This window comes from Mycolicibacterium agri, assembly GCF_002553505.1.
Lineage (GTDB): Bacteria > Actinomycetota > Actinomycetes > Mycobacteriales > Mycobacteriaceae > Mycobacterium > Mycobacterium agri.
This window is the reverse complement of sequence record NZ_PDCP01000053.1, coordinates 18,403-40,348: the sequence shown is the minus strand read 5'-3', so window position 1 is coordinate 40,348 and position 21,946 is coordinate 18,403. Positions and strand designations below refer to the sequence as shown.

Annotated in this window: 25 protein-coding genes and 1 pseudogene; 14 read left to right on the top strand and 12 right to left on the bottom strand. The window is 66.8% G+C overall.

Annotation, left to right across the window (positions count from 1 at the left end; genetic code table 11):
* Window positions 1-272, bottom strand: a pseudogene (locus CQY20_RS23635) (aminotransferase); the annotation flags it as partial.
* Window positions 273-418: 146 nt separating this feature from the next.
* Here CQY20_RS23635 and CQY20_RS23630 point away from each other — a divergent pair.
* Window positions 419-898, top strand: a complete 480-nt coding sequence (locus CQY20_RS23630) for a hypothetical protein (protein ID WP_097942507.1) — start codon at window positions 419-421, stop codon at window positions 896-898.
* A gap of 19 nt (window positions 899-917) precedes the next feature.
* On the opposite strand, the gene CQY20_RS23625 is transcribed toward CQY20_RS23630, so the two are convergent.
* Window positions 918-1,733: an acyl-CoA thioesterase domain-containing protein gene (locus tag CQY20_RS23625; RefSeq protein WP_163701085.1), complete on the bottom strand. Its 816-nt coding sequence runs from the start codon at window positions 1,731-1,733 to the stop codon at window positions 918-920.
* A gap of 198 nt (window positions 1,734-1,931) precedes the next feature.
* Between CQY20_RS23625 and CQY20_RS23620 the strand changes: the two genes are divergently transcribed.
* From CQY20_RS23620 to CQY20_RS23600, 5 genes are all read left to right on the top strand, one after another.
* Window positions 1,932-2,921, top strand: coding sequence for a TerC family protein (locus CQY20_RS23620; protein ID WP_097942505.1), 990 nt, complete (start codon window positions 1,932-1,934; stop codon window positions 2,919-2,921).
* 60 nt (window positions 2,922-2,981) lie between these two features.
* Complete coding sequence (locus CQY20_RS23615) at window positions 2,982-4,283, top strand: MFS transporter (protein ID WP_163701088.1); 1,302 nt, start codon at window positions 2,982-2,984, stop codon at window positions 4,281-4,283.
* On the top strand, window positions 4,280-4,972 hold the full coding sequence (locus CQY20_RS23610) for a YwaF family protein (RefSeq protein ID WP_097942512.1): 693 nt from the start codon (window positions 4,280-4,282) through the stop codon (window positions 4,970-4,972). Before CQY20_RS23615 ends, CQY20_RS23610 begins: the two co-directional genes overlap by 4 nt.
* A 64-nt stretch (window positions 4,973-5,036) precedes the next feature.
* Complete coding sequence (locus CQY20_RS23605; RefSeq protein WP_097942511.1) at window positions 5,037-5,561, top strand: TetR/AcrR family transcriptional regulator; 525 nt, start codon at window positions 5,037-5,039, stop codon at window positions 5,559-5,561.
* A gap of 3 nt (window positions 5,562-5,564) precedes the next feature.
* Window positions 5,565-6,224: an enoyl-CoA hydratase/isomerase family protein gene (locus CQY20_RS23600; protein WP_097942503.1), complete on the top strand. Its 660-nt coding sequence runs from the start codon at window positions 5,565-5,567 to the stop codon at window positions 6,222-6,224.
* A gap of 84 nt (window positions 6,225-6,308) precedes the next feature.
* On the opposite strand, the gene CQY20_RS23595 is transcribed toward CQY20_RS23600, so the two are convergent.
* A complete protein-coding gene (locus CQY20_RS23595; protein WP_097942502.1) occupies window positions 6,309-8,468 on the bottom strand; it encodes an elongation factor G-like protein EF-G2 in 2,160 nt (719 codons plus the stop codon).
* A gap of 237 nt (window positions 8,469-8,705) precedes the next feature.
* Here CQY20_RS23595 and CQY20_RS23590 point away from each other — a divergent pair, with 237 nt between their 5' ends.
* Window positions 8,706-9,407 (top strand): L,D-transpeptidase, encoded by a 702-nt coding sequence (locus tag CQY20_RS23590; RefSeq protein ID WP_097942501.1) that lies wholly within the window; start codon window positions 8,706-8,708, stop codon window positions 9,405-9,407.
* A 10-nt stretch (window positions 9,408-9,417) separates the two neighbouring features.
* Here the strand turns inward: CQY20_RS23590 and CQY20_RS23585 are convergent, their stop codons facing one another.
* The 4 genes from CQY20_RS23585 to CQY20_RS23570 form a co-directional block, all read right to left on the bottom strand.
* On the bottom strand, window positions 9,418-10,251 hold the full coding sequence (locus CQY20_RS23585) for an MmyB family transcriptional regulator (RefSeq protein WP_097942500.1): 834 nt from the start codon (window positions 10,249-10,251) through the stop codon (window positions 9,418-9,420).
* 29 nt (window positions 10,252-10,280) lie between these two features.
* Window positions 10,281-10,703 carry an acyl-CoA thioesterase gene (locus CQY20_RS23580; RefSeq protein ID WP_174814709.1) on the bottom strand — a complete coding sequence of 141 codons (423 nt, stop codon included), beginning with the start codon at window positions 10,701-10,703 and terminating at the stop codon, window positions 10,281-10,283.
* 79 nt (window positions 10,704-10,782) lie between these two features.
* Window positions 10,783-11,082 (bottom strand): hypothetical protein, encoded by a 300-nt coding sequence (locus tag CQY20_RS23575; protein WP_097942510.1) that lies wholly within the window; start codon window positions 11,080-11,082, stop codon window positions 10,783-10,785.
* Between the two features lie 275 nt (window positions 11,083-11,357).
* Window positions 11,358-11,765, bottom strand: coding sequence for a TIGR03668 family PPOX class F420-dependent oxidoreductase (locus tag CQY20_RS23570; RefSeq protein WP_097942498.1), 408 nt, complete (start codon window positions 11,763-11,765; stop codon window positions 11,358-11,360).
* Between the two features lie 83 nt (window positions 11,766-11,848).
* Between CQY20_RS23570 and CQY20_RS23565 the strand changes: the two genes are divergently transcribed.
* Together CQY20_RS23565 and CQY20_RS23560 are read left to right on the top strand one after the other, a co-directional pair.
* The gene (locus tag CQY20_RS23565) at window positions 11,849-12,460 is read left to right on the top strand and encodes a TetR/AcrR family transcriptional regulator (protein ID WP_097942497.1); all 612 of its coding nucleotides are present in this window, start codon (window positions 11,849-11,851) and stop codon (window positions 12,458-12,460) included.
* A gap of 85 nt (window positions 12,461-12,545) precedes the next feature.
* Window positions 12,546-12,788 (top strand): hypothetical protein, encoded by a 243-nt coding sequence (locus CQY20_RS23560; RefSeq protein WP_097942496.1) that lies wholly within the window; start codon window positions 12,546-12,548, stop codon window positions 12,786-12,788.
* 12 nt (window positions 12,789-12,800) lie between these two features.
* Here the strand turns inward: CQY20_RS23560 and CQY20_RS35625 are convergent, their stop codons facing one another.
* Complete coding sequence (locus CQY20_RS35625) at window positions 12,801-13,448, bottom strand: hypothetical protein (protein WP_133119123.1); 648 nt, start codon at window positions 13,446-13,448, stop codon at window positions 12,801-12,803.
* Between the two features lie 193 nt (window positions 13,449-13,641).
* On the opposite strand from CQY20_RS35625, the gene CQY20_RS23550 reads away from it, so the two are divergent.
* The 4 genes from CQY20_RS23550 to CQY20_RS23535 are packed head-to-tail and all read left to right on the top strand — an operon-like array spanning window position 13,642 to window position 17,517.
* Window positions 13,642-14,778 carry an ABC transporter substrate-binding protein gene (locus CQY20_RS23550; RefSeq protein WP_097942495.1) on the top strand — a complete coding sequence of 379 codons (1,137 nt, stop codon included), beginning with the start codon at window positions 13,642-13,644 and terminating at the stop codon, window positions 14,776-14,778.
* A 23-nt stretch (window positions 14,779-14,801) separates the two neighbouring features.
* A complete protein-coding gene (locus CQY20_RS23545; protein ID WP_097942509.1) occupies window positions 14,802-15,647 on the top strand; it encodes an ABC transporter permease in 846 nt (281 codons plus the stop codon).
* Entirely contained in the window at window positions 15,644-16,474 is an 831-nt protein-coding gene (locus tag CQY20_RS23540) for an ABC transporter permease (RefSeq protein WP_097942494.1), read from the top strand. The genes CQY20_RS23545 and CQY20_RS23540 overlap by 4 nt, the downstream gene beginning before the upstream one ends.
* Entirely contained in the window at window positions 16,471-17,517 is a 1,047-nt protein-coding gene (locus tag CQY20_RS23535) for an ABC transporter ATP-binding protein (protein ID WP_097942493.1), read from the top strand. Before CQY20_RS23540 ends, CQY20_RS23535 begins: the two co-directional genes overlap by 4 nt.
* Before the next feature lie 84 nt (window positions 17,518-17,601).
* Here the strand turns inward: CQY20_RS23535 and CQY20_RS23530 are convergent, their stop codons facing one another.
* Together CQY20_RS23530 and CQY20_RS23525 are read right to left on the bottom strand one after the other, a co-directional pair.
* On the bottom strand, window positions 17,602-18,171 hold the full coding sequence (locus CQY20_RS23530) for an orotate phosphoribosyltransferase (protein WP_097942492.1): 570 nt from the start codon (window positions 18,169-18,171) through the stop codon (window positions 17,602-17,604).
* On the bottom strand, window positions 18,168-18,974 hold the full coding sequence (locus CQY20_RS23525) for a HugZ family pyridoxamine 5'-phosphate oxidase (RefSeq protein ID WP_097942491.1): 807 nt from the start codon (window positions 18,972-18,974) through the stop codon (window positions 18,168-18,170). The genes CQY20_RS23530 and CQY20_RS23525 overlap by 4 nt, the downstream gene beginning before the upstream one ends.
* Before the next feature lie 233 nt (window positions 18,975-19,207).
* Here CQY20_RS23525 and CQY20_RS23520 point away from each other — a divergent pair, with 233 nt between their 5' ends.
* Window positions 19,208-20,599 (top strand): hypothetical protein, encoded by a 1,392-nt coding sequence (locus CQY20_RS23520; RefSeq protein WP_133119122.1) that lies wholly within the window; start codon window positions 19,208-19,210, stop codon window positions 20,597-20,599.
* Window positions 20,600-20,602: 3 nt separating this feature from the next.
* On the opposite strand, the gene CQY20_RS23515 is transcribed toward CQY20_RS23520, so the two are convergent.
* On the bottom strand, window positions 20,603-21,277 hold the full coding sequence (locus tag CQY20_RS23515; protein WP_097942489.1) for a Crp/Fnr family transcriptional regulator: 675 nt from the start codon (window positions 21,275-21,277) through the stop codon (window positions 20,603-20,605).
* 119 nt (window positions 21,278-21,396) lie between these two features.
* Complete coding sequence (locus CQY20_RS23510; RefSeq protein WP_097942488.1) at window positions 21,397-21,786, bottom strand: hypothetical protein; 390 nt, start codon at window positions 21,784-21,786, stop codon at window positions 21,397-21,399.
* Window positions 21,787-21,946: the final 160 nt, after the last annotated feature.

Below are 21,946 nucleotides of genomic sequence, written 5' to 3'. Positions count from 1 at the left end.
CCCTGCGCATAGGGCAACGCCGCGATCATGTCGCGCATGATCACATCCGGGGCCTCAAACCCAAACGGCGCCGGATTACCGATATTGAGCTTCAAAATCCGATGACCCTCAGCCTCCAACCGCGCCGCATGCTCATGCACCGGCCCACGGATGTCATATGCCACGTCATGCAATTTCGCTGATGCATTCAAAGTGCGCTGCCGAGGTGCGAACGCCGTCGCGAACGAGAACGGAACGACGGAATCGGTTGTGTCAGAGGCGGTTATGTCCATGCACGGGACTATTCCGCCGATGGCGAGCCGGGTCTGTCCGCCGACCGGCCGGTGAACCGGAGGAATCCTGGGTCGTCCGATCGGGGGAAGGGTCGTGTTAGGACGGGTGTACGTTCCCCGCAAGAGTCCACAGGAGTGACTGCCACGTGACGAGTACCGACCCAACCCTCGCCCGGATCGGTGAAGCGGTGGAGCTGCACCACCGAGGTCAGCGCGAGGCCGCGCGGGATCTGTTCGCCCAGATCTGGGCTGATATCGGCGGCGAGCGCGGCGACCCACTGCACGTCTGCGTACTCGCCCACTCGATGGCCGACGTGCACGACGACGTGCGCGAGGAGTTGGCCTGGGACCTGCGCGCCCTCGCCGCCGCCGGGCTGATCACCGACGAGCGCGTCGCGCAGGCCGGCGTTCCGTATTCGGTGGAGGGGCTGTATCCGTCGCTTCATCTGAACCTGTGCGACTGTTACCGCAAGCTGGGAGCCCTCGACCGTGCACGCGAGCATCTCCGGCAGGCGCGGGCCACGATCGGCGCCCTGCCGGACGATGACGACTACGGCAGGCTCATCAGGGGCGGTCTCGAACTGCTGGCCGAGCAGCTGGACGAGCAGTCAGGCGGCGACGATTAGATAAGGCGACCCATTCGCGTTAGGACGGGCTGCGCGAGGGGAATGGATCGTTGGTGAAGTCGATTTGCGCCGCCGGGTTGGCGACGGCCGTCACCACAGCGGAACCGAAGGCACCGACGCGGTCGAAGACCGTCGCCGTCCCCACCGAGATGCCGTCGGAGGCCCAGTGCGAGTCGGCCTGAACGCCTACCCATTCGTCGACGGGCAGCCGGGCCATCGCCACGGTGAGGTCGCCGTTGATGTAACCCACCCCGGCCGAGCCGAGGTTGGTGACCAGGCTCGCCCCTTCCGCGACCATCGCCCCGCGCACGAACGGGCTGTTGTCGCGGCCCTCGACCACGTCGATCATCCGGTTGATGAACCGCTTGCGGGTGGTGTTCTGGTGCTCGGCGATGCCACGCGTCCAGCCCGCGCCGTCGCTGCCCATGGAGGACACGCCCACCGCGCCGAGCTCGTCGGGCCAGGGGAACTCGGTGGCCGACGTCCATTCCTCGCCGCGCGGTGGCTCGGACAGCCGGTACTGCACCATCGTCGCGCGCACCACCGTCACGCCGTCCTGAACCAGTTCGCATTCGGAGTTGCGCACCCGGTGCCCGTCCCTGACCAGGGCGACCTTCGTCGTCGTCGGCATCCCGCGCGCCGCCTTGAAGAGGTCGACCGTCAACCGGGTGGGCAGGAACTCGGGCAGCCCGAATTCGCTCTCCAACGCATGTGCCGCCAGGCCGACCAGCGCCGGCCCGTTGAGGTGATCGACTCCCCAGTGGCTCTGCGCGTGGCCCGTGGGCGCGTAGCGATCGTCGTCGAGGGGCATGAAATGTGCTGGTCGTGGCGTCACAGGGGCATCGTTTCACAGTGGCTTTGCGACGCCGGGGTAGGCATTGTTCACAGCGATCTGACAGACTTCACGGGGAGAGGGGAGTATTCCTTCGCCGCGGTGTCGTCATCACGTCGGCCGTCATCGGACGACCGGCCCGCGGGCCGAGCGGACGGTGGAAGAGACCTCGGGCGTATTCAGCGACCGGAGGCACCGTAGATGCAAGTTTCCCAACTCGAATGGATCATCACGCTGGGCGTGACGATCGCCGTCCTGCTGTTCGATGTCGTGATCATCGGGAGGCGGCCGCACGAGCCGTCACGGAGTGAACTGGTCACGGCGCTGAGCATCTACATCGGCCTCGCGGTGGCGTTCGGTGTCTGGGTGTATGCCTTCCACGGCAGTCAGTACGGCGTCGAGTTCTTCGCCGGCTGGCTCACCGAATACAGCCTCTCGGTGGACAACCTGTTCATCTTCTTGATCATCATGGCCAGCTTCAATGTGCCGAAGAAGTACCAGCAGCAGGCGCTTCTGGTCGGCATCATCATCGCGCTGGTGTTCCGCGGCATCTTCATCGCGCTCGGAGCGGTCGCGATCAACAACTTCTCGTGGGTGTTCTACATCTTCGGCGCGTTCCTGCTCTACACCGCGGCGAACCTGGTCCGTGACACCGACCACGACGACGACGCCGACAACGCCGTGGTCCGCTTCGCCCGCACGCACCTGAAGCTGACCGACAAGTGGGAGGGCCTCAAGCTCTACATCAAGGAGGACGGCAAGCGGCTGATGACGCCGATGTTCCTGGTCATCATCGCGCTCGGCACCACCGACTTGATCTTCGCGCTGGACTCGATCCCGGCGATCTACGGCCTGACCCAGGAGCCTTACCTGGTGTTCACCGCCAACGTGTTCGCGTTGATGGGTCTGCGCCAGCTGTACTTCCTGCTCGGCGACCTGCTCAAGCGGCTGGTCTACCTGTCTCAGGGCCTGGCCATCGTTCTGGCCTTCATCGGCGTGAAGCTGATCCTGCACGCCCTGCACGAGAACGAGCTGCCGTTCATCAACGGCGGCGAGCACGTGCCGGTACCGGAGATCCCGACGCTGTTGTCGCTGGGCGTCATCGTCGTCACCCTCGTCCTCACCACGGTGGCCAGCCTCTACAAGACCCGCGTCGTGGAGAAGAAGGCGGCCGACGACGTGACCGGGTAGGTCACCGCTGACGCGCCTTGGCGCTTCATTAAGTCAGTCGATTGATTTAACGTGGTTCGGGTGAGCGGCGGATCACCCCTACGCCAAGTCATCGCCGGTGCGTCGATCGGCAACGCCGTCGAGTGGTACGACTTCGCGATCTACGGGTTTCTCGCCACGTTCATCGCGGCCAACTTCTTCCCCGCCGGCGATGACACTGCGGCGCTGCTGAACACGTTCGCAATCTTCGCCGCTGCGTTCGTGATGCGGCCGCTCGGTGGCCTGGTCTTCGGCCCGCTGGGTGATCGGCTCGGCCGCCAGCGGGTGCTGGCCATCGTGATCCTGCTGATGTCGGGGTCGACGCTGGCCATGGGGCTGCTGCCGACATACGAGGCGATCGGCGTCGCCGCGCCGCTGTTGCTGCTGTTTCTGCGCTGCCTGCAAGGGTTTTCGGCCGGCGGCGAATACGGTGGCGGCGCCTGCTATCTGGCCGAGTTCGCGCCCGACGAGCGACGCGGTGTGACGGTCACCTTCATCGCCTGGTCCGGTGTCGTCGGCTTCCTACTCGGGTCGGTGACCGTGACGCTGCTGCAGACCGTGCTCGGTGATGCCGCCATGGACTCCTACGGCTGGCGCATTCCGTTCCTGATCGCCGGCCCACTCGGGCTCGTCGGCCTCTACATCCGGCTTCGACTGTCCGACACCCCGGCGTTCGAAGCGCTCGCCGCCTCCGACGAGGTTGCCGCGTCGCCGCTGCAGGAGGCGCTGCAGACGGCATGGCGGCCCATCCTGCAGGTGATCGGCATCATGATTATCTTCAATGTCGGCTACTACGTCGTCTTCACGTATCTGCCGACGTACTTCATCAAGACCCTGCAGTTCTCGAAGGCCACCGCGTTCGTGTCCATCACGATCGCGTGCCTGGTGGCGATCGTGCTGATCCTCCCGCTGGCGGCGCTGTCCGACCGCATCGGCAGGCGGCCGCTGCTCGTCGCCGGTTCGGTGGGGTTCGTGGTCTTCGTGTATCCGCTGTTCCTGCTTCTGAATTCGGGTTCAGTGCTGGGTGCGATCGTCGCGCACGCCGCACTGGCCGCCATCGAGTCCGCCTACATCGCGGTCGCCGTGTCGACCGGTGTCGAATTGTTCTCCACCCGGGTGCGCTACAGCGGCTTCTCCATCGGCTACAACGTCTGCGTCGCGGCGTTCGGTGGCACCACCCCCTACATGGTCGCCTGGCTCACCGGCAGCACCGGCAACAACCTGGCGCCAGCGTTCTATGTCGTTGCCGCAGCGGTTATTTCGCTCATCACCGCGCTGACGCTGCGGGAGTCCGCGCGACGCCCGCTGCCCGAGGGCGTTACGGCCGAGGTCGCGGCCCGCTGACGCACCGCGAGTTCACGCCCTACGGCCCGTCGCACTGGGCCGTACTGGTCGTGTTCGTCGTCGGTGCGGTGCTGCTGGTGTGGATCGGCCGCAGACAGACCGAGGACCAGGCCCGGCGACTCGGCCGAATCCTCGGCGTGGTGACGGCCGTCATCTACGCCGGCGTGCTGCTGTATTCGTTGATTCCGCCGTCGATCCAGTGGTCGGTGCCGCTGCAGTTGACCGACCTCGCCACCACGGCAGGCGCGTACGCCCTGTGGTCGCAACGACATTGGGCCGTCGCGTTGACCTACTACTGGGGTCTGGTGCTCAGCGTGCAGGCGTTGATCTCGCCCGTGCTGCGCGGCCCGGACTTCCCGCACTACCGGTTTCTGGCTTTCTGGGCGATACACCTGCTCGTCGTGTGGGCAGCCATCTACCTGACCTGGGGCAGAGGTTTTCGGCCGACGTGGCGCAGCTACCGCCTCGTCGTCGGCATCACGCTGGCATGGGCCGCGGTGACGATGACGTTCAACAGCATTGCGCGCACCAACTACGGCTTCCTCAACCGCAAGCCTGACACCGCGTCGCTGCTCGACCTGTTCGGGCCGTGGCCGGTCTACGTGCTTGTGGCGTCGGTGCTCGTCGCCGCTGTGTGGGCATTGATGACTTGGCCGTGGGTGCGCATAGCCAACCGGCTACCCTCTTGATGTGGTCTCCGCCGAGCGTGTCGCCCCGATCCGGTTCTCCGACATCCAGCGCAGCCCGGCGCAGATGCGCATCCTCGATGCCGCGCTGATGCTCATCGCCGATCACGGCGTCGGCGGCACCTCGCTGCAGATGATCGCCGATGCGGTCGGGGTCACCAAAGCGGCCGTCTACCACCAGTTCAAGACCAAGGAAGAGATCGTCATCGCGCTGACCGAGCGGGAACTCGGCAGGCTCGACGACGCGCTCGAGGCCGCCGAGGCGGAGAAGTCGAGAACCAAAGCCCGCGAAGTGCTGCTCACCCGCGTCATCGACATGGCCATCGAGCGGCGTCGGGCCGCCGCCACGCTGCAGTCCGACCCGGTGATCGTCCGGCTGTTGGCCGAGCACGAGCCGTTCCAGGCCTACCTCACCCGGCTCTACGGCGTGCTGCTCGGCGACGCCAGCGACGAGAACCGGGTGAGCGCCGCGATGCTGTCGGGGGCGATCGGCACCGCCGTCGTACACCCCCTCGTCGCCGATGTCGATGACGACGAACTGCGCACACAGCTGCTCATCCTGACCCGCCGCCTGCTCGCCCTACCGGAGTAGATCATGACCGTCACCTTGCGCTTCGAGGAAGACATCGCCGTGCTGCACCTCGGCGACGACGAAAACCGTTTCTCGCCAGGTTTTCTCGAGCAGTTCGATGCGCACCTCGACGACGCGTTGTCCCGCGGGGCGCACGCAATGGTGACCACCGCGACGGGCAAGTTCTACTCCAACGGCCTCGACCTCGAGTGGCTGGCCGCGCACGGCGAGCAGGCGCAGTGGTACGTCGGGCGGGTGCAGGCGCTGTTGGCGCGCGTGCTGACGCTGCCGATTCCGACTGCGGCGGCGATCAACGGGCACAGTTTCGGTGCGGCCGCAATGCTGGCGCTGGCGCACGACTTTCGGGTGATGCGCGCCGACCGCGGCTATTTCTGCTTTCCGGAGGTCGACATCCGCATCCCGTTCACTTCCGGCATGGCGGCGCTGATCCAGGCCAAGCTCACCCCGCAAACCGCCGTAGCCGCGATGACCACCGGGCGCCGGTTCGGCGGCACCGAGGCCGCCGCGATCGGGATCGTCGACGCGACAGCCGACGAGGACGCCGTCACGGGCACGGCGCTGAACATGCTGGCGCCGTTGGGAGCCAAGGATCAGGGCACGCTCGGCGCGATCAAGAACACCATGTTCGGGCCCGCCGTCGCGGCGCTCACCGCCGTTACATAGCCGCCGATTGTGCAACCATCGACGCTGAATGGCCTTGCAGCGTCGCCGGATTCACAAATCAGCGCTAGGGGTTAGGCGTCTGGGTTAGGCGTCTGCCTCCACCTTGACCTTCGCCGCCGCGTGTTCGGGCATGGGCTCGTAGCGCACGAAGCTGCGGGTGAACGAACCGGCGCCGTGGGTCAGCGAGCGCAGGTCGATCGCGTAACGCACCAATTCCACCTGCGGCACTTCGGCTTTCACCACCGTGCGGTCGCCGACGTTCTCGGTGCCCAGCACGCGGGCCCGGCGGCTGGACAGATCACCCATCACCGCGCCGACCAGATCGTCGGGCACCAGCACCGACACCTCGTCGACGGGCTCCAGCAACTTGATCTTGGTGGCGCTGGCCGCATCCCGCAACGCCAGCGCGCCCGCCATCTGGAAGGCGAAGTCCGACGAGTCGACGCTGTGGGCCTTGCCGTCGAACAGCGTGACCCGGATGTCGACGACGGGATAGCCTGCGGCGACACCCTTTTCCATCTGGGCGCGCACACCCTTCTCGACGCTGGGAATGAACTGCCGCGGCACGGCGCCGCCGACCACCTTGTCGACGAACTCGAAGCCGCTCCCCTCGGGCAGCGGTTCCACTTCGATGTCGCAGACGGCGAACTGGCCGTGCCCGCCGGACTGTTTGACGTGCCTGCCATGGCCCTTGGCCGAGCCGGCGAACGTCTCGCGTAGCGGCACGCGCAGGTCCACCTTGTCGACGCTGACGCCGAACCGGCTGGCCAACGCGTCGAGCACCACGCCCGCATGCGCTTCGCCCATGCACCACAACACAATCTGGTGTGTCTCGGGGTTCTGCTCAATGCGCAGTGTGGGGTCTTCGGCCGCCAATCGCTGCAAGCCGACCGAGAGCTTGTCGTCGTCGGTCTTGGCGCGCGGCTGCACGGCGATGGGCAGCAGCGGCTCTGGCATCGTCCACGGCTTGAGCACCATCGGATCGGCCTTGTCCGACAACGTGTCTCCGGTCTCGGCCCGTGACAGCCGACCGATCGCGCAGATGTCGCCGGCTATCACATTGCCCGCGGGGCGCTGCTGCTTGCCGAGCGGAATCGACAGCGAGCCGATCCGTTCGTCCTCGTCGTGATCCTCGTGCACGACCGACGAGCCGTTGCCATTGCCGAAGAACGACGAAAAATGGCCCGACACGTGCACGGTCGCGTCGGGCCTTATGGTCCCGGAGAACACCCGGACCAGGCTGACCCTGCCGACGTAGGGGTCCGACGTCGTCTTGATCACCTCGGCCAACAGCGGACCGTTCGGGTCGCAGGACAGCTGGCCGTGCTCCTTGCCCTGCGGGGTGTACACCTCGGGCAGCGGGTGCTCCAGCGGGGACGGGAAGCCGCTGGTCACCACCTCCAGCAGTTCCAGGGTGCCGACGCCGGTGCTGCTGCACACCGGAATGACCGGGAAGAAGGAGCCGCGCGCGACGGCCTTCTCGAGGTCCTCGATCAGCACCTTCTCGTCGATCTCCTCGCCGCCGAGGTAGCGGTCCATCAACGTCTCGTCCTCGGACTCCTCGATGATCGCCTCGATCAGCGGCCCGCGATGCTCCTCGAGCCGGTCGGTGTAGGACGAGTCGGGTTCCTTGGTGGCGCGCTTGCCGTCGGCGTACTCGTAGTGCGTCTTCGACAGCAGCCCGATCAACCCCGTGCACGGTGTGTTGGCCGGCAGGTAGATCGGCATCACCTTTTCCCCGAACGCCGCCTGCGCGGCCGCCAGCGCGTTGTCGTAGTTCGCCCTGGCGTGGTCGAGCTTGGTGATCACCACCGCCCGCGGCATGCCCACCTGCTGGCACTCCATCCACAGCGACTTGGTGAGCTCGTCGACGCCTTCGTTGGCGGGGATGACGAACAACGCGCAGTCGGCGGCCCTCAGCCCGGCCCGCAGTTCACCGACGAAGTCGGCGTAGCCGGGGGTGTCGATGAGGTTCACCTTCACGCCGTTGTGCTTCAGCGGCGCCAGCGCCAGCCCCACCGAGCGCTGTTGGGAGATTTCGGCCTCGTCGGAATCGCAGACCGTCGTGCCCTCCACGACGGAGCCGGGTCTGGACAGGACACCGGTGGCGGTCAGTAACGCCTCGACGAGGGTGGTCTTGCCGCCACCCGATGGGCCTATCAGGACCACGTTTCGGATGGCGGCCGGACTGTCCGCGGTTGGGGCGGCTCCGGCGCCCTGGGAAGTATTCGCCTTGTCAGCCATGACGGTCCCTCCAACCCCCGGGTCACTTCATCGGGCCCGTGGTGCTAATCACAATTCCCCTAATCGATACGCAGATCAAGACCCCTTGTGACGTGGTCGAACGGTCGGTCGGCGGCCTTCTGCGGAGATGATCACTAGAATGGGACTTTGCTGGTCGGGATTACCGGTGAAGGGGTGGAAGCATTGCGCAGACCTGTTAGATATCTACTTGCCGTGGTGGGCGTTGCGGCTGTCGCCATGGTGGGTCCGGCGCCCGCCGGAACGGCAGCAGTGCCCCGCCCTCAACCTGGCCCTACCGTCACCGCCATTTCACCGGGCGGCGGAGAGGTGGTCGGCGTCGGCGCGCCGATCGAGATCACCTTTGCCGAGCCGGTCAGCAACCGGGCCCGCGCCGAGCAATCGGTGGCGATCACATCGAGTGACACGCCGACGGGACAGTTCAGCTGGCTCAGCGATCGGGTGCTGCAGTTCAAGCCCGATCAGTTCTGGCCCGCGCACTCACCGATCTCCGTGACGGCCGGCGGCTTCTCGACGAGCTTCGAGACCGGTGCGAAAGTGGTCGGCATCGCCGATATCGACGCCCACACCTTCACCGTCAAGATCGACGACGAGGTGGTCCGCGAGATGCCCGCATCGATGGGCAAGGCCAAGTTCCCCACTCCCAAGGGCACGTTCACCGCGATGTCCAAGGAGAAGACGGTGATCATGGATTCGCGCACGATCGGCATCCCGCTCAGTGACCCCGAGGGCTACAAGCTCACGGTCAAGGACGCGGTGCGCATCACCTCGGGCGGCGTGTACGTGCACAGTGCGCCGTGGTCGGTCGGGTCGCAGGGCTACGCGAACGTCAGCCACGGCTGCATCAACCTCAGCCCGGACAACGCTGCGTGGTACTTCGACACGGTGCGCGTCGGCGACCCGGTCATCGTGCAGGCCTAGTCGGACAGGTCTAATTCGAGGTCGAAACGTCCTGCAGCCGTTGGCGTGTGGCGTCGTCGGCCGGGAAGAACGACTCGACGGTGAGCTCGGACAGCGTCACGTCATGCGCGCTGCCGAAGCTGGTGACCGTGCTGATCAGGCGCAGCTCACCGGCCGGGTGATCCAACTGCAGCGTCAGCAGCAGCTCATTGGTGGTGGGCTCGTGGTAGTCGTCAAGCACCTCGGCCACCCCGGGATACGAGCGGATCTCGTCGAGCAGTTCGGCTAGCCGCGCGTCACCGGTCAGCCGGGCCAGCCGCGTCAGCCGGTGCCCGAGATGGGCCGTCCACTCCTCGGCATTGCGGATCCGCGAAATCATGCCCTTCGGGTGCAAGCTGAGCCGATAGGTGTTGACCGGCGGCGCAAGCAGTTCGGGGTCCACGCCTTCCAGCAGCGGCCCGACGGCGCGGTTGCTCAACACCACATCGCCCCAGCGGTCGAGCACCACGGCGGGGTAGGGCTCGTGGCCGGCGAGCAGCCGCTCGATGGCTTCGCGGGCCTGCTGGCTTTCCGCGCTGTCCAAATCGGTTTCGGCGTAGACGGGCGCGTACCCGGCGGCCAGCATCAGCGCATTGCGTTCGCGCAGCGGAACTTCGAGTTGTTCGGCCAGCGCGAGCAGCAGCCCGCGGCTCGGCCGCGAACGCCCGGTCTCGACGAAGCTGAGGTGCCGGGCCGAGATGCCGGTGTCGAGCGCGAGGTCGAGCTGGCTGCGTCGCCGCCGCTGTCGCCACTGGCGCAGCAGCGCACCTCCGTGGGGTGTCGTCGTCTCGGGCACAAGCCGACGGTAGCGCCGCGCGATCGGCATGACTACTACCTGACAGGTAACGAAGATCGCTACTGGGTCAGCGCCGTCCGAAGGTCGTCGGGCACCGGTCGCTTGGTCCAGTCCTCGGTCGAGACGACGACGTAGACGTTGCGCCCGCGCACCGCGACCAGTTCGTCGCCGCCGTCTTCGTCGTCGCCGCGGCTGCGGTGGACCGCGAAGCCGATCGTGAAACTTGTCGTGCCGACCCGCTCGCACGTCACCGCGACGTGCACTCTATCCCGCCATCGCACCGGTGCCGCGTAGTCAATCTCGGTGTGCACCAACTGCATATCCAGACCCGCGGACATCAGTTCCGGATAGCTCGCGCCGAGGTGGTCGAAGAAGCCCGTCACCGCCTCGTCGAACCAGGTGAGGTAGTGGCCGTTGAAGACCACGCCCTGCTGGTCGACCTCGGCGTAGCGCGGCACGATCGGCAGCGAGTACTCGGTCACGGACACATGATCACAGGGCTGCCCGACCGACGAAGAAGGGGCACCCGATCGGGGTGCCCCTTGCTCTCGCCGGTGTGGGTCAGCGGACGTCGACGTAGACCGTCTTGTTCGTGACTACCGTGGCGAAATCGTCTCCAGGGTTGCCGGAGTCCGTCCGTGTGAAGGTCTGTCCCGATCGTACGGCGACCACGGTCGCTTGTTCGAGCGGGGTGCCGCCGATGCGGTTCACGATGACCTTGTAGCCATCGGCCTTCAGTTCGTTGATGGTCTCCTGGGCATTGCCTGGCCCAGTGGGGGCGGCCATGGCGGGCGCGGCCAGACCCAGTGTCGCCGCTGCCAATCCGCCGGCGACGATGGTGGCTAATCCGTACTTCTTCATCTTTGGTGCCTTCTGTTGTTCTGTTGTGTGCGGCCGGACCGGCGGTTCGGCCGCTGTGAGTACCGGGTGAAGATCATTTCTGTCCGGCATGATCAAAAGAACCAACAGGTCAGACGGATTAATTCCAGTGGCAGAAATTGATCGATGGTTGGCAGAATCCGATCGTCCGGAGCCCTGACCGGAATCAATGGTAGGGCCGGACGCCCTCACGTGTTTGTGTGATGACGCTCACTAGCAAAGATTTATTCCCTTGCGGGGCCGCGGATTTGGGCGATTCAGGCCTGCCACCCCGTCCACCGCCTGACGTTGACGGTGATGACCGGACCGTCGAGGGCCACCCGCTGGTACTGCGGGTACTTGCGGCGCAACTCGAAGTAGCCGACCGCCATTTCCTCTCCGCTGTAGTGGATCTCGGCGGTGCCGTCGGCCCGTGCCCACCACAGCGCGGACCAGTCGTCCTCGTAATGGTCGACGAGAAGGCTGACTTCGGCGTTGGCTTCGATGTTGACCATTCGGCGGAGCCGCCGCGTCGACTTCCGCTTGGCGTCGACGGCGGTGTAGATGGTGTCGTGGTGGACCGCGAGGACCACCGGAACGATGTGCGGGACGCCGTCGGCGCCCGCGGTCGCCAGCAGGGCGACGGGTGCGGCGGCGAATCGTTCCTTCGCGTCGAAGTCGGTCATTTGTCCTTCTCGAGTTGCGGTGCAGCGGGAATGGACAATAGTAGAAATTGTGAACGCGCAGTTCATTATCTGCGGAACCGCGGATGTCTGCTAGCCGGGTCGCCGAGCCGGCACCGCGCAGTCGCCCCGGACGCCCGCGCAGCGAGGCGTCGCGCGCCGCCGTGCTGCGCGCCACCTCGGAGCTCTTGCATGAGGTGGGGCTGCGGGCGATGACGACCGAGGAGATCGCCAACCGCAGCGGCGCCAGCAAGGCCACGATCTACAAGTGGTGGCCGAACAAGTACGCCGTGGCCATCGAGGCGTTCCTGTCCGAGATCACCGCCGAGTCCCAGGATCCTGACACCGGCTCCGCGCGCGACGATCTGACCGCTGTGGTGCGCGGGCTGATGCACTTCTACTCCGGGCCAAGCGGGCGTGTGTTCGCCCAACTGGTCGGCGAGGCGCAGGCCGATCCGCTGGTGCACCGGGAGTTGCGCACCAACCTCGTCGAGTCGCGCCGTGACACGTTCCGCGCGATCTGGATGCGCGGCGTCGAGCGTGGCGAGTTCCGCGCCGACGTAGACCCGGATGCGGCTCTCGACGTCATCATCGGGCCGCCGCTGTATCGGCTCCTCTTCGGCCAGGGCGAGTTGACCGACGCCGCGGCCGACACGCTCGTGGATGTAGCAATCCGCGGGCTGGCCGCCGGTGACTGACATCACCGCTGGTGTGGGCATTTTGGTACGTCTGTCCCTGTTGAAACTAAACGTTCAGTTTGGAAATACGAAGACAGGGGTTTTCATGAAGCTGCGCCACATCTCGACGTTGGTCATGGCGGGAGTCGCCTCGGCCGCGATCGTGGCGGCCCCCACGGCGGCGGCCGCGCCCACCGGGCCGACATGCACCTACGTCGGCTCTCAGACGACCAAGTGCCAGTCACCCGGCAACGTCCAGATCAACAGCGACCACCCGGTGCAATACCCGACATATCTGTTCCCGTTCGGCAACGGCCTGCTGTTTCACCACGGCGGTCATCACCGCTAGATCTGCGAATGATCACCGAGGCCGGCGTGGCTGAGGTGCGACGCTGATGGGCGACCTGGTCTCCTGCGTCCGCGTCACGCCGATCTCGGGCTCTTTCGTCGGCCTGCGCGGCGCCGGCGGCCGAATCACCGGCGCAGGCGCCTGATTCACCACCGGCGGCTCCGGAGGCGCTTCCGATGGTGGTGGCGGCGGAGCGGGCGGCGGCGCCGCCGGCGGCGGAGGCGGAGGTTGCCGACTCGTCGCGGTGGCCACCGGTGTGGTGGTGACCGCCGTCGTGGGCGGTGAAGAAGGCTTCGGCCGCACGGCCGTCGACGAGTCGCGGACAAAAAGCAGAACCACCGACACGACCAACGCCGACAGCGCCGCACCGCTGGCCATCAGCAGCGGCAACGCCCGCCGCGACCGGTACCACGGCGTCGCCACCAAGGGCGTGAAAATCTCGTCGTCCCAGGTGGATTCATCGAACGCGTCGAACCCGTCGTGGCGATGAGCCTGCTCGCCCAGCAGGTAGTCCAGGTCGCGCTGCGACCCCGCGTCAACGGGGCCGTCTTGCTCGACGTATCCGTCGTCGTATCCCTCGTCGAAGACGTCAACGCCGTCGCTCCCGTCGGAGTCTTCCCACGGGTAGTCGACGTCCCCCGAGGCCCCCTTCTCCGGCACCATCCGATGCTAACGCCACGACCAGGGCAAATGCGCGCGCACTGCGGATAAATACACACTCGCGAGAACCCGCTGCCATCAGTGCGCAGCCACGATAAGGTTCCAACGCCGCGGTGAAGCATTCACCGCGCCGACCCGGCGTCGTCACCAACGCGCCACCATCGGTCTGCCTGCCCATCGGAAAGGTTCACCCATGAAGAACTCTCGGCTCGTCGGCTTCACTGCGCTCACCGCTTCTTTCCTCCTGGCCGCGGGGCTCACCGCCTGCGCTCCGCCGGAGAAGGAGAGCGAGGGCAATCAGACCGAGTCAGGGGTGAACTACAGCGAGGCGACCTCGGCCGAGGATTTCGGCGGCATGGAGGGGCTGGTCGAGGCGGCCAAGAAGGAGGGTGAACTCAACGTCATCGCGCTGCCGCCGGACTGGGCCAACTACGGCGCGATCATCAAGGCGTTCTCCGACAAGTACGGCATCAAGGTGAATTCCGCCCAGCCGGACGCGGCGAGCCAGGACGAGATCAACGCCGCCAACCAGCAGAAGGGCAAGAGCACCGCGCCCGACGTCTTCGACCTCGGGCAGTCCGTGGCCCTGGCCAACACCGACATGTTCGCGCCCTATAAGGTCGCCACGTTCGACGACATCCCGGCCGCGTACAAGGATCCCGACGGCACCTGGGTGAACGACTACGGCGGCTACATGTCGATCGGCTACGACTCGGCGAAGGTGCCGGAGGTGACCGACGTCAACGACCTTCTCAAGCCCGAATTCAGCGGCAAGGTGGCCCTCAACGGCGACCCGACGCAGGCGGGTGCGGCGTTCTCCGGCGTGTTGATGGTCGCGCTGTCGCAGGGCGGTTCCGTCGACGACATCGCGCCCGGCGTCGAGTTCTTCCGCAAACTCAAGGCCGCGGGCAACTTCCTGCCCGTCGACCCGACGCCGGCGACGATCGAGTCGGGCCAGACACCGGTGGTCATCGACTGGAATTACCTCAACTCCGCCGAAACCGCGAAGCTGCCCAGCTGGAAGGTGTTCGTGCCGCCGAACGCCGTGGTCGCCGGCTACTACTACCAGGCCATCAACAAGGACGCGCCACACCCGGCGGCCGCGCGGCTGTGGGAGGAGTTCCTCTACAGCGACGAGGGCCAGAACCTGTACGCCGCAGGCGGGGTGCGGCCGGTGCGGGCCGATCAGATGATTCAGGCGGGCACCATCGACAAGGATGCGGTCGCCAAGATCCCAGTCGTCGACGGGCCGGTCACCGTTCCGACACCCGAGCAGACGGAGAAGGCCACCAAGTATCTCGCGGAGAACTGGGCGAAGGCCGTCGGCTGAGCCGCGAGGAGTAGAAGGGATTGTTGGCCAGACGAATTCGCGACGCGCTGCCACTCCTGCCGTTTCTCGCGCTCGTCACGATCTTCCTGCTGATTCCGACCGCGACGGTGATCGTCAGCGCGGTGTTCGTCGACGGGGCGTTCTCGCTCGAGCGGATTGCGGCGCTGTTCTCGGAAACGGCGTTGACGGCGCTGTGGAAGAGCGTGCTGCTCTCGGGCAGCACGGCGATCATCGGCGCGGTGTTCGGCGCCGTGCTGGCGTGGCTGATCATCAGCAGCCCGCCCAGCTCGGTGGTGCGCAGGGCGGTCATTTCGCTGTGCAGCGTGCTGGCCCAATTCGGCGGTGTCGCACTGGCATTCGCGTTTCTGGCCACCGTTGGGTTGAACGGCGTGCTGACGGTGTGGGTGCAGGAGCACTTCGGCTGGAACCTCGCAGGCTCGGGCTGGCTGTACAGCCTGGCCGGGTTGATCCTGGTCTACACCTACTTCCAGATCCCGTTGATGGTGATCGTGTTCGTGCCCGCGCTGGAGGGGCTGCGCGAGCAGTGGCGTGAGGCCGCCGTCAGCCTCGGCGCGTCGACCTTCCAATACTGGCGGGAGGTCGCGATCCCACTGCTGACACCGGCGTTCCTCGGATCGGTTCTGCTGTTGTTCGCCAACGCATTTGCCGCTTACGCCACCGCCGCGGCGCTGGTCAGCCAGGGCAGCCCGATCGTGCCACTGCTGATCCGGGCGGCGTTGACCAGCGAGGTGGTGCTGGGCCAATCCGGGTTCGCGTATGCGCTGGCGTTGGAGATGATCGTCGTCGTCGCGGTGGTCATGGTCGCCTACAATGCGCTGGTCCGGCGCACCGCGAGGTGGCTGAAATGAGACGGGTCAGCCTCGGCGGCAAGGTGTTTCGCGGGCTGCTGTTCGTCGTCTTCGGGTTGTTCTTCCTGTTCCCGCTGTACGCGATGGCCGATTTCTCCACTCGCAACCTGCTCGCGGGCGGTCGCACGCTGCAGGCGTGGAAGAACCTCGTGCAGGACCAGGCGCTGTATCAGGCCATTGTCATCTCGTTGCTGCTGGCCGTGTTCACCGTGGTGCTGATGCTGGTGATTCTGGTGCCGACCATGATCTGGGTCAGGTTGCGCGCGCCGTGGGCCAAGGGCGCCGTCGAGTTCCTCTGCCTGCTGCCGCTGACGATTCCGGCGCTGGTGATCGTCGTCGGACTGCGCAACGTCTATCTGTGGGTGACGTACTTCCTCGGCGAGTCGGCGCTGACGTTGACGTTCGTCTACGTGGTGCTGGTGCTGCCGTTCGCCTACCGCGCGCTGGACGCCGCGTTGTCGGCGATCGACTTGAAAACCCTCTCGGAGGCGGCGCGGTCGCTCGGTGCGGGCTGGTTCACCACGATCGCGCGGGTGGTGGTGCCCAACATCTGGTCGGGCATCCTGTCGGCGGCCTTCATCTCGATCGCAGTCGTGTTGGGGGAGTTCACGATTGCGTCGTTGTCGGGCTATCAGACCTTGCAGGTGCAGATCGTCCTGATCGGCAAGACCGACGGCCCCACGTCGGTGGCTGCGTCGCTGGCGACGCTCGTGTTCGGCTTCATCCTGCTGCTGGTGCTCGCCCTGATCACCCGTGGCCGCAGGCGCGCAGTCGATCCGGCCGTCGCCGCCCCCACCTCCGCCACCAAACCTGGAGTTCCTGCATGACCAACGGGGTTTCCGTCGAACTCAACGAGCTGACCCGGGTGTACGGGTCGGTCAAGGCCCTCGACGGTTTGACGTTGCACATCGCGCCGGGCGAACTCGTTGCGCTGTTGGGCCCGTCGGGTTGCGGCAAGACCACGGCGCTGCGCATCCTGGCCGGTCTGGACGAGCCGACGTCGGGCACCGTGTTGGTCGACGGCAAGGACGTGACGCGGGTGCCCGCGAACAAGCGCGACATGGGCATGGTCTTCCAGGCCTACAGCCTATTCCCGCATCTGACCGTGCTCGAAAATGTCGCGTTCGGGCTCAAGATGCGTGGAAAGGACAAGGCGCAACGGCTTTCTCGCGCCAACGAGATGCTTAAACTGGTGGGGCTGTCGGAGCATCGGCACAAGTACGCCAGCGAGCTGTCCGGTGGCCAGCAGCAGCGCGTCGCGCTGGCGCGGGCGTTGGCGATCCAGCCTCGCGTGCTGCTGCTGGACGAGCCGCTGTCCGCGCTCGACGCGAAGGTGCGGGTGCAGCTGCGCGACGAGATCCGTCGCGTGCAGTTGGAGGTAGGCACGACAACGCTTTTCGTCACTCACGACCAGGAGGAGGCGCTCGCGGTCGCCGACCGTGTCGGGGTGATGAGCCACGGCAAGCTCGAGCAACTGGCTGCCCCCGCGGAGCTTTACGCCAACCCTGCGACACCGTTCGTCGCGGAGTTCGTCGGCCTGAACAACAAAGTGCCGGCGTCGGTTTCGGGTGGACAGGTGCAACTGCTCGGCACGTCCGTGCCCGCGCTGCCCGGATCGATCAGCTCGGGTGCGGGCCTTGCGATGGTGCGCCCGGAGTCGGTCACCGTCACCGCCGACCCGCACGGTGATGCGACGGTGACGTCGGTGGCGTTCCTCGGGCCGATCTCGCGGGTGTACTGCACGCTAGCCGACGGCACCGTCGTCGGCGCGCAGATGGCCAGTTCGGCGGCGCGCGCGTTCACGCCGGGGGATCGGGTGACGGTCGGCACGGAGCCGACGGGCGTGCTGGTGATCGAGGCGGCCGGCTAGCCGCGGCCGCCCGCGCCGAAACCGACGAAATGGCGCTTCCTTCTCGCACTTTCCCGCCCATATGTCGGTTTGGGCGTTAGAGGGTCAGACGGGTTTGATGGGGTCGATGCCGAGGTCGCGGTAGGTGACCAGCGGGACGAACCGCACGTTGCGCTCGGCGAACAGCTTGGCGGCGACGTCGCCGCGGTCGACCATCGGGATCACCCCGGTGACGACCACCCCGAGCGGGGCGATCCGGTCGAACGCCAGCGCCGTCGATCCGCCGGTGCTGATGACGTCGTCGACCAGCAGCACCCGCATGCCGGGCTGCAGCCGGGTGCCCTCGACCCACTGCTCGCGGCCGCGCTGCTTCTGCTCCTTGCGCACCGAGAACCACGCCGCGCCGGTGACCATCGCGATACCGTGCGCCAGCGGGTCGGCGCCCATGGTCAGCCCGCCGACCGCGTCGAACTCGATGCCGTGTTCGGCTGCCAGTTCGGCGACCGCACGGCTGACTATCGTCAACCGCTCGCCGGTGTCGACGGCGTACTTGCCGTCGATGTAGTCATGGCTGAGTTGGCCGCTGGCGAGCTTGAACGGTTGCTCGCGGCGTTCGTGGCCGCGCGTGCGGATCAGATCGAATGCGGCCTGCCAGAGTTCGGAGCGCTCGGTCACCGGCTGATCCTAGCGCGTTGAGCCAATTCCACTGTGGCCGAGCGTAAATCGTCTGCGCTGTCGATCGGGGTGGCAAAACCGACCCTGGTGTGGGCGTTTCCCCGCGCAGTGGTGACCGACAGGTCGAGCCCGTATCTGTCCACGCCCGTGCATGTCGCCGCGGTGGCGTCGGGATGACCGCCGAGCGTCCTGGCCATCGCACACAACGAGTCGGCGTGGTCTTTGTTGAGATGGGCGATGGCCGCGGCGGCACGCGGTCGCACGGGGTCGGGCCGGGCGGCCGCGTAGGCCTCGCCCGTCGCGTGATCCATGCGGCCGTAGCCGCCATACCAGCGCACCCGGTGCACCCGCAGCAGCCACAGGGTGAAATCGCTGAAGTCGATGTAGTGCTCGGCCGCAGGAACCGCGGCCAGGTGTGCTTCCCGCGCGGCCGAGGCCTCGTCGCCCGCCGGCTGCTCGGCCACCCCCGCCAGCGTGACCCGCGCCCACGCCTGCGGGTCGGGGTCTTCGCTGGACGCGACGATCGCGAGGCTGGCCCGCGGATCGGCCGCGAGGTTGCGGCCGTGCTCGGCGAGGTTCGACACGCACAGCACCGGCGCGCCGTCGAGCAAGCCGTAGGTGACGAACGACGCCCACGGATCGCCGGCCGCGGTCAACGTCGCCAGCGTCGCGGTGTTGGTCGACGCCACGATCGTGCGCGCTTCCTCGGCGGCAGACGGTCGACGAACGGGTTCGGCAACCTCGGCCACCTGCGGCGGAACCGAGCGGGCATCGACCGGTTCGCCATGGTCACGGGATGCCACGTCGGCACCATACTCCAGCGCCGTCCTGCGGCGTCGGCGTCGCGACCCAGCAACGACCCAGCAACAAAGGAATCCACCGTCCAATGGCGCAAAATATGCGAGAATCCTCTGACAACACCGCTCAGTCAGCAAGATTTCGTCGGGGATCGAGGGTTTTCATGGGGGCGTCAGCACTGCGCTTTGCAGCCTGTGCCGCCGTACTGTTCTGCGCTCTCATTCTTGGCGGCAACACCGTGGCTGTACCGGCCGTCGCCGACCCCGGCGACGCGGGAAGCGCGTCGACCAGCGGCGAAACTAGCAAAGGAGACGGTGCGGAGCGCCCGTCGCTGGGCCATGTGATCCAGCGGATGATCCGCGAACATCGCGACCGTGTGCGGAATCGGTTGAACAAGTCGCCGTCGGTCAAGGTCGGTTCGAAACCGGACAGCCCGTTCGTGACCACCGAGTCGACGCAGGCAACGTCGGGCGCCCCCGAAGGTGGGGACAACGCAGCTGCGAGCACCCGGACGGCCGAGCCCGCAGCATCCACCGGCGGGTCATCGAACAACACCGAGCACAACACGTCGAATAACACTCAACAGAACACGGCGAACAACACTCAGCAGAACACGGCGAACAACACTCAGCCGAACACGTACCAGGGTCCCGACCCTGGCGAGCAGAGCGGCGTTGCGCCCACGGGTTCGGCCGCCGGTTCGGGCGGCAGCACGCACGCGACGACGACGGCCGCCGCGCCGCCGCCCGCGAAGAAATCCGACTCCGACGTGCTCGACCCGCTGGTTCCGTACCCCTACTACCTCATCGAGATGCGGTCGAGCGGCAAGGTCGGCTGGTGGAGCGCCGACCCGGTGGCCGCCACGTTCGAAGAGGAGTTGATCGAGGCCATCCTGCCCGAGCCGAGGATTGAGACCCCGGAGCCGAAGATCGACCCCATATCCGAGCCCGAACCCGAGCCGGCGCCCAAGCCGGCACCCAGTCCCGTGCTGCGGGGTGGGGCGCCCGCACCAGCGTTTCGTGGCGGCGTACCCGAACCTCCGCTTACCGGTGGGCCCGCCGTACCCGAACCTCCGCTCACCGGTGGGCCGACCGAACCCGAACCGGTTCTCGACGCTTTGGGCGGTGTGGTGACCGGCGTCTCCGGCGGCGACCATCGCGGCACCGGCTTCGGCGCCGGGGCGGTGTTGCAGGCGCCGATCATCGCGGCTCCCGGCCCGAATGCCGGCGCTGTGCGTTTCCCGTCGGTCCCGCAAGCGTCGGCCCCGCGGGCGTCGGTCCCGCAAGCGTCGGCCGCGCAGCCGCAGGCGGCCGGCGCCGGTTCGGGGCTGAACGCTCCGCGCGGGACAGCGGCCAGTGAGCCCGTGGCAACCGGCTCGGCTCCGCGGGCGGCAGGCGGTCAGGAGCCGGCGCTCGCGGGCACGGTCACGCCGATGGCCGGACGGACGCCGCCGCGCCAGGGCTACACCGACTATCTGCGCGCGCCGGGGCTTCCGCAGCTGGCCGGTGCGGCGCTGCCGGGCGTCGCGTGGATCGTGATGATGACGTTCACAGGAGCGGTCATCGGCTACCGGCAGGCCGAGGCGGGCCGGATGGTGCGCAGCAGCAAGGCCGCGCGCTACCTGCCCTAGCCGTCAATGCGCCCGGCGGGCCAGCCGTTCCGAGTCGGAGATCAGCACGCTTTTGCCGTCGACCTGAATCCAGCCGCGGTTGCGGAAATCCGACAGCGCCTTGTTCACGGTCTCACGGGTGGCGCCGACGAGTTGGGCCAGTTCCTCCTGGGTCAGGTCGTGCGTCACCCGCATCGAACCGTTCTCGGGAATTCCGAAGCGCTGTGCCAGCCCGAGGAGTTGCTTGGCCACACGCGCGGGCGCGTCGATGAACGCCAAGTCGGCGAGCGTGTCGGTGGTGCGGCGCAGGCGCCGGGCCATCAGCCGCAGCAACCGCTTACCCATCTCGGGGTAGGCGTCCATCCACGCATAAAGTTGCTCGCGGCCGACCGTCACGGCGTGGACGTCGGTGACGGCGTTGGCGTTCCACGGCTGCGGGCCGGGGTCGAGTAGCGCGAGCTCGCCGAAGATGTCGGGCGGCGCGAGCACGGTGAGCAGATTCTCGCGGCCGTCGTCGGCGCAGCGCCCCAGCTTCACCTTGCCCTCGAGCAGCATGTAGAGGTCGGCGCCGAGATCACCGCGTTTGTAGATCAGTTGGCCGGCCTTGAAGTCGGCCGGTGTGAGCCGAGCGCTGAGCTCGGCGAGCGTTCCGGTGTCGAGTCCCCGAAACAGTGTCGAGTTGGCGAGTGTGCGGTCCATGGTGCCTCAAGCGGTAGGGGAACCGTGGTGCCAACAGTTTTTAGCCCAGCGGGTTCAGGTAGCGCCGTACCCCGACACCGGCCGCGCAAACGTCGGCGGCGATAAACAGCGAAAGGACGTCAGCCGCCGAGCGCCGCGATCAGGTCCTTGATTCTCGACGCCTCGTCCTCGAGCACCGGCTCTTCGCGTTCGACGGCCTCGATGAGGTCTTTGCGAAGGCCGACACCGTTGGCCGCCTCCTTGGTGGAGAGCTTGGCCCGGTTGCGGGCGATGTAGAGGCGCTGGCCCAGGGTGGCGCCGGGACCGTTGGCGGCGGTGGCCATCAGGTCGTCGTAGCGATTGCGCACACCGCTGAGCGCGACGACGACCGACGGGGTGACCCGGCTCCGGCTCGCGGCATCGCTCAACGAGTCCTGCAGCTTGCGCAGACCAGCGAGGATGACGCCCGCCCGGTCGGGGAATTCCGGATCGCTGGGATCTGGCAGGGCATCGATCGCGGCGGCATACATATGCATTGCCGCGTCGGACAAACCAACGATTACTGGAGCTTCGCCATCATTGGGTTCAGACACCGCAAACTCACTTCGTCGAAGAATCGTGGAAGACCAATGTCACCCGACGGGAACAATGACCGCGCAAACGGTATCCCGGTTCGGCGAGGGTTTCAAC

What these genes read in the sequence shown, in the direction of transcription:
- CQY20_RS23620 (WP_097942505.1), top strand. Translation starts at nt 1,932, where the DNA reads ATGCAAGTTTCCCAACTCGAATGGATCATCACGCTGGGCGTGACGATC.
- CQY20_RS23605 (WP_097942511.1), top strand. Translation starts at nt 5,037, where the DNA reads ATGCGCATCCTCGATGCCGCGCTGATGCTCATCGCCGATCACGGCGTC.
- CQY20_RS23600 (WP_097942503.1), top strand. Translation starts at nt 5,565, where the DNA reads ATGACCGTCACCTTGCGCTTCGAGGAAGACATCGCCGTGCTGCACCTC.
- CQY20_RS23595 (WP_097942502.1), bottom strand. Translation starts at nt 8,468, where the DNA reads ATGGCTGACAAGGCGAATACTTCCCAGGGCGCCGGAGCCGCCCCAACC.
- CQY20_RS23590 (WP_097942501.1), top strand. Translation starts at nt 8,706, where the DNA reads ATGGTGGGTCCGGCGCCCGCCGGAACGGCAGCAGTGCCCCGCCCTCAA.
- CQY20_RS23585 (WP_097942500.1), bottom strand. Translation starts at nt 10,251, where the DNA reads ATGCCGATCGCGCGGCGCTACCGTCGGCTTGTGCCCGAGACGACGACA.
- CQY20_RS23575 (WP_097942510.1), bottom strand. Translation starts at nt 11,082, where the DNA reads ATGAAGAAGTACGGATTAGCCACCATCGTCGCCGGCGGATTGGCAGCG.
- CQY20_RS23570 (WP_097942498.1), bottom strand. Translation starts at nt 11,765, where the DNA reads ATGACCGACTTCGACGCGAAGGAACGATTCGCCGCCGCACCCGTCGCC.
- CQY20_RS23565 (WP_097942497.1), top strand. Translation starts at nt 11,849, where the DNA reads ATGTCTGCTAGCCGGGTCGCCGAGCCGGCACCGCGCAGTCGCCCCGGA.
- CQY20_RS23560 (WP_097942496.1), top strand. Translation starts at nt 12,546, where the DNA reads ATGAAGCTGCGCCACATCTCGACGTTGGTCATGGCGGGAGTCGCCTCG.
- CQY20_RS23550 (WP_097942495.1), top strand. Translation starts at nt 13,642, where the DNA reads ATGAAGAACTCTCGGCTCGTCGGCTTCACTGCGCTCACCGCTTCTTTC.
- CQY20_RS23540 (WP_097942494.1), top strand. Translation starts at nt 15,644, where the DNA reads ATGAGACGGGTCAGCCTCGGCGGCAAGGTGTTTCGCGGGCTGCTGTTC.
- CQY20_RS23535 (WP_097942493.1), top strand. Translation starts at nt 16,471, where the DNA reads ATGACCAACGGGGTTTCCGTCGAACTCAACGAGCTGACCCGGGTGTAC.
- CQY20_RS23515 (WP_097942489.1), bottom strand. Translation starts at nt 21,277, where the DNA reads ATGGACCGCACACTCGCCAACTCGACACTGTTTCGGGGACTCGACACC.
- CQY20_RS23510 (WP_097942488.1), bottom strand. Translation starts at nt 21,786, where the DNA reads ATGTATGCCGCCGCGATCGATGCCCTGCCAGATCCCAGCGATCCGGAA.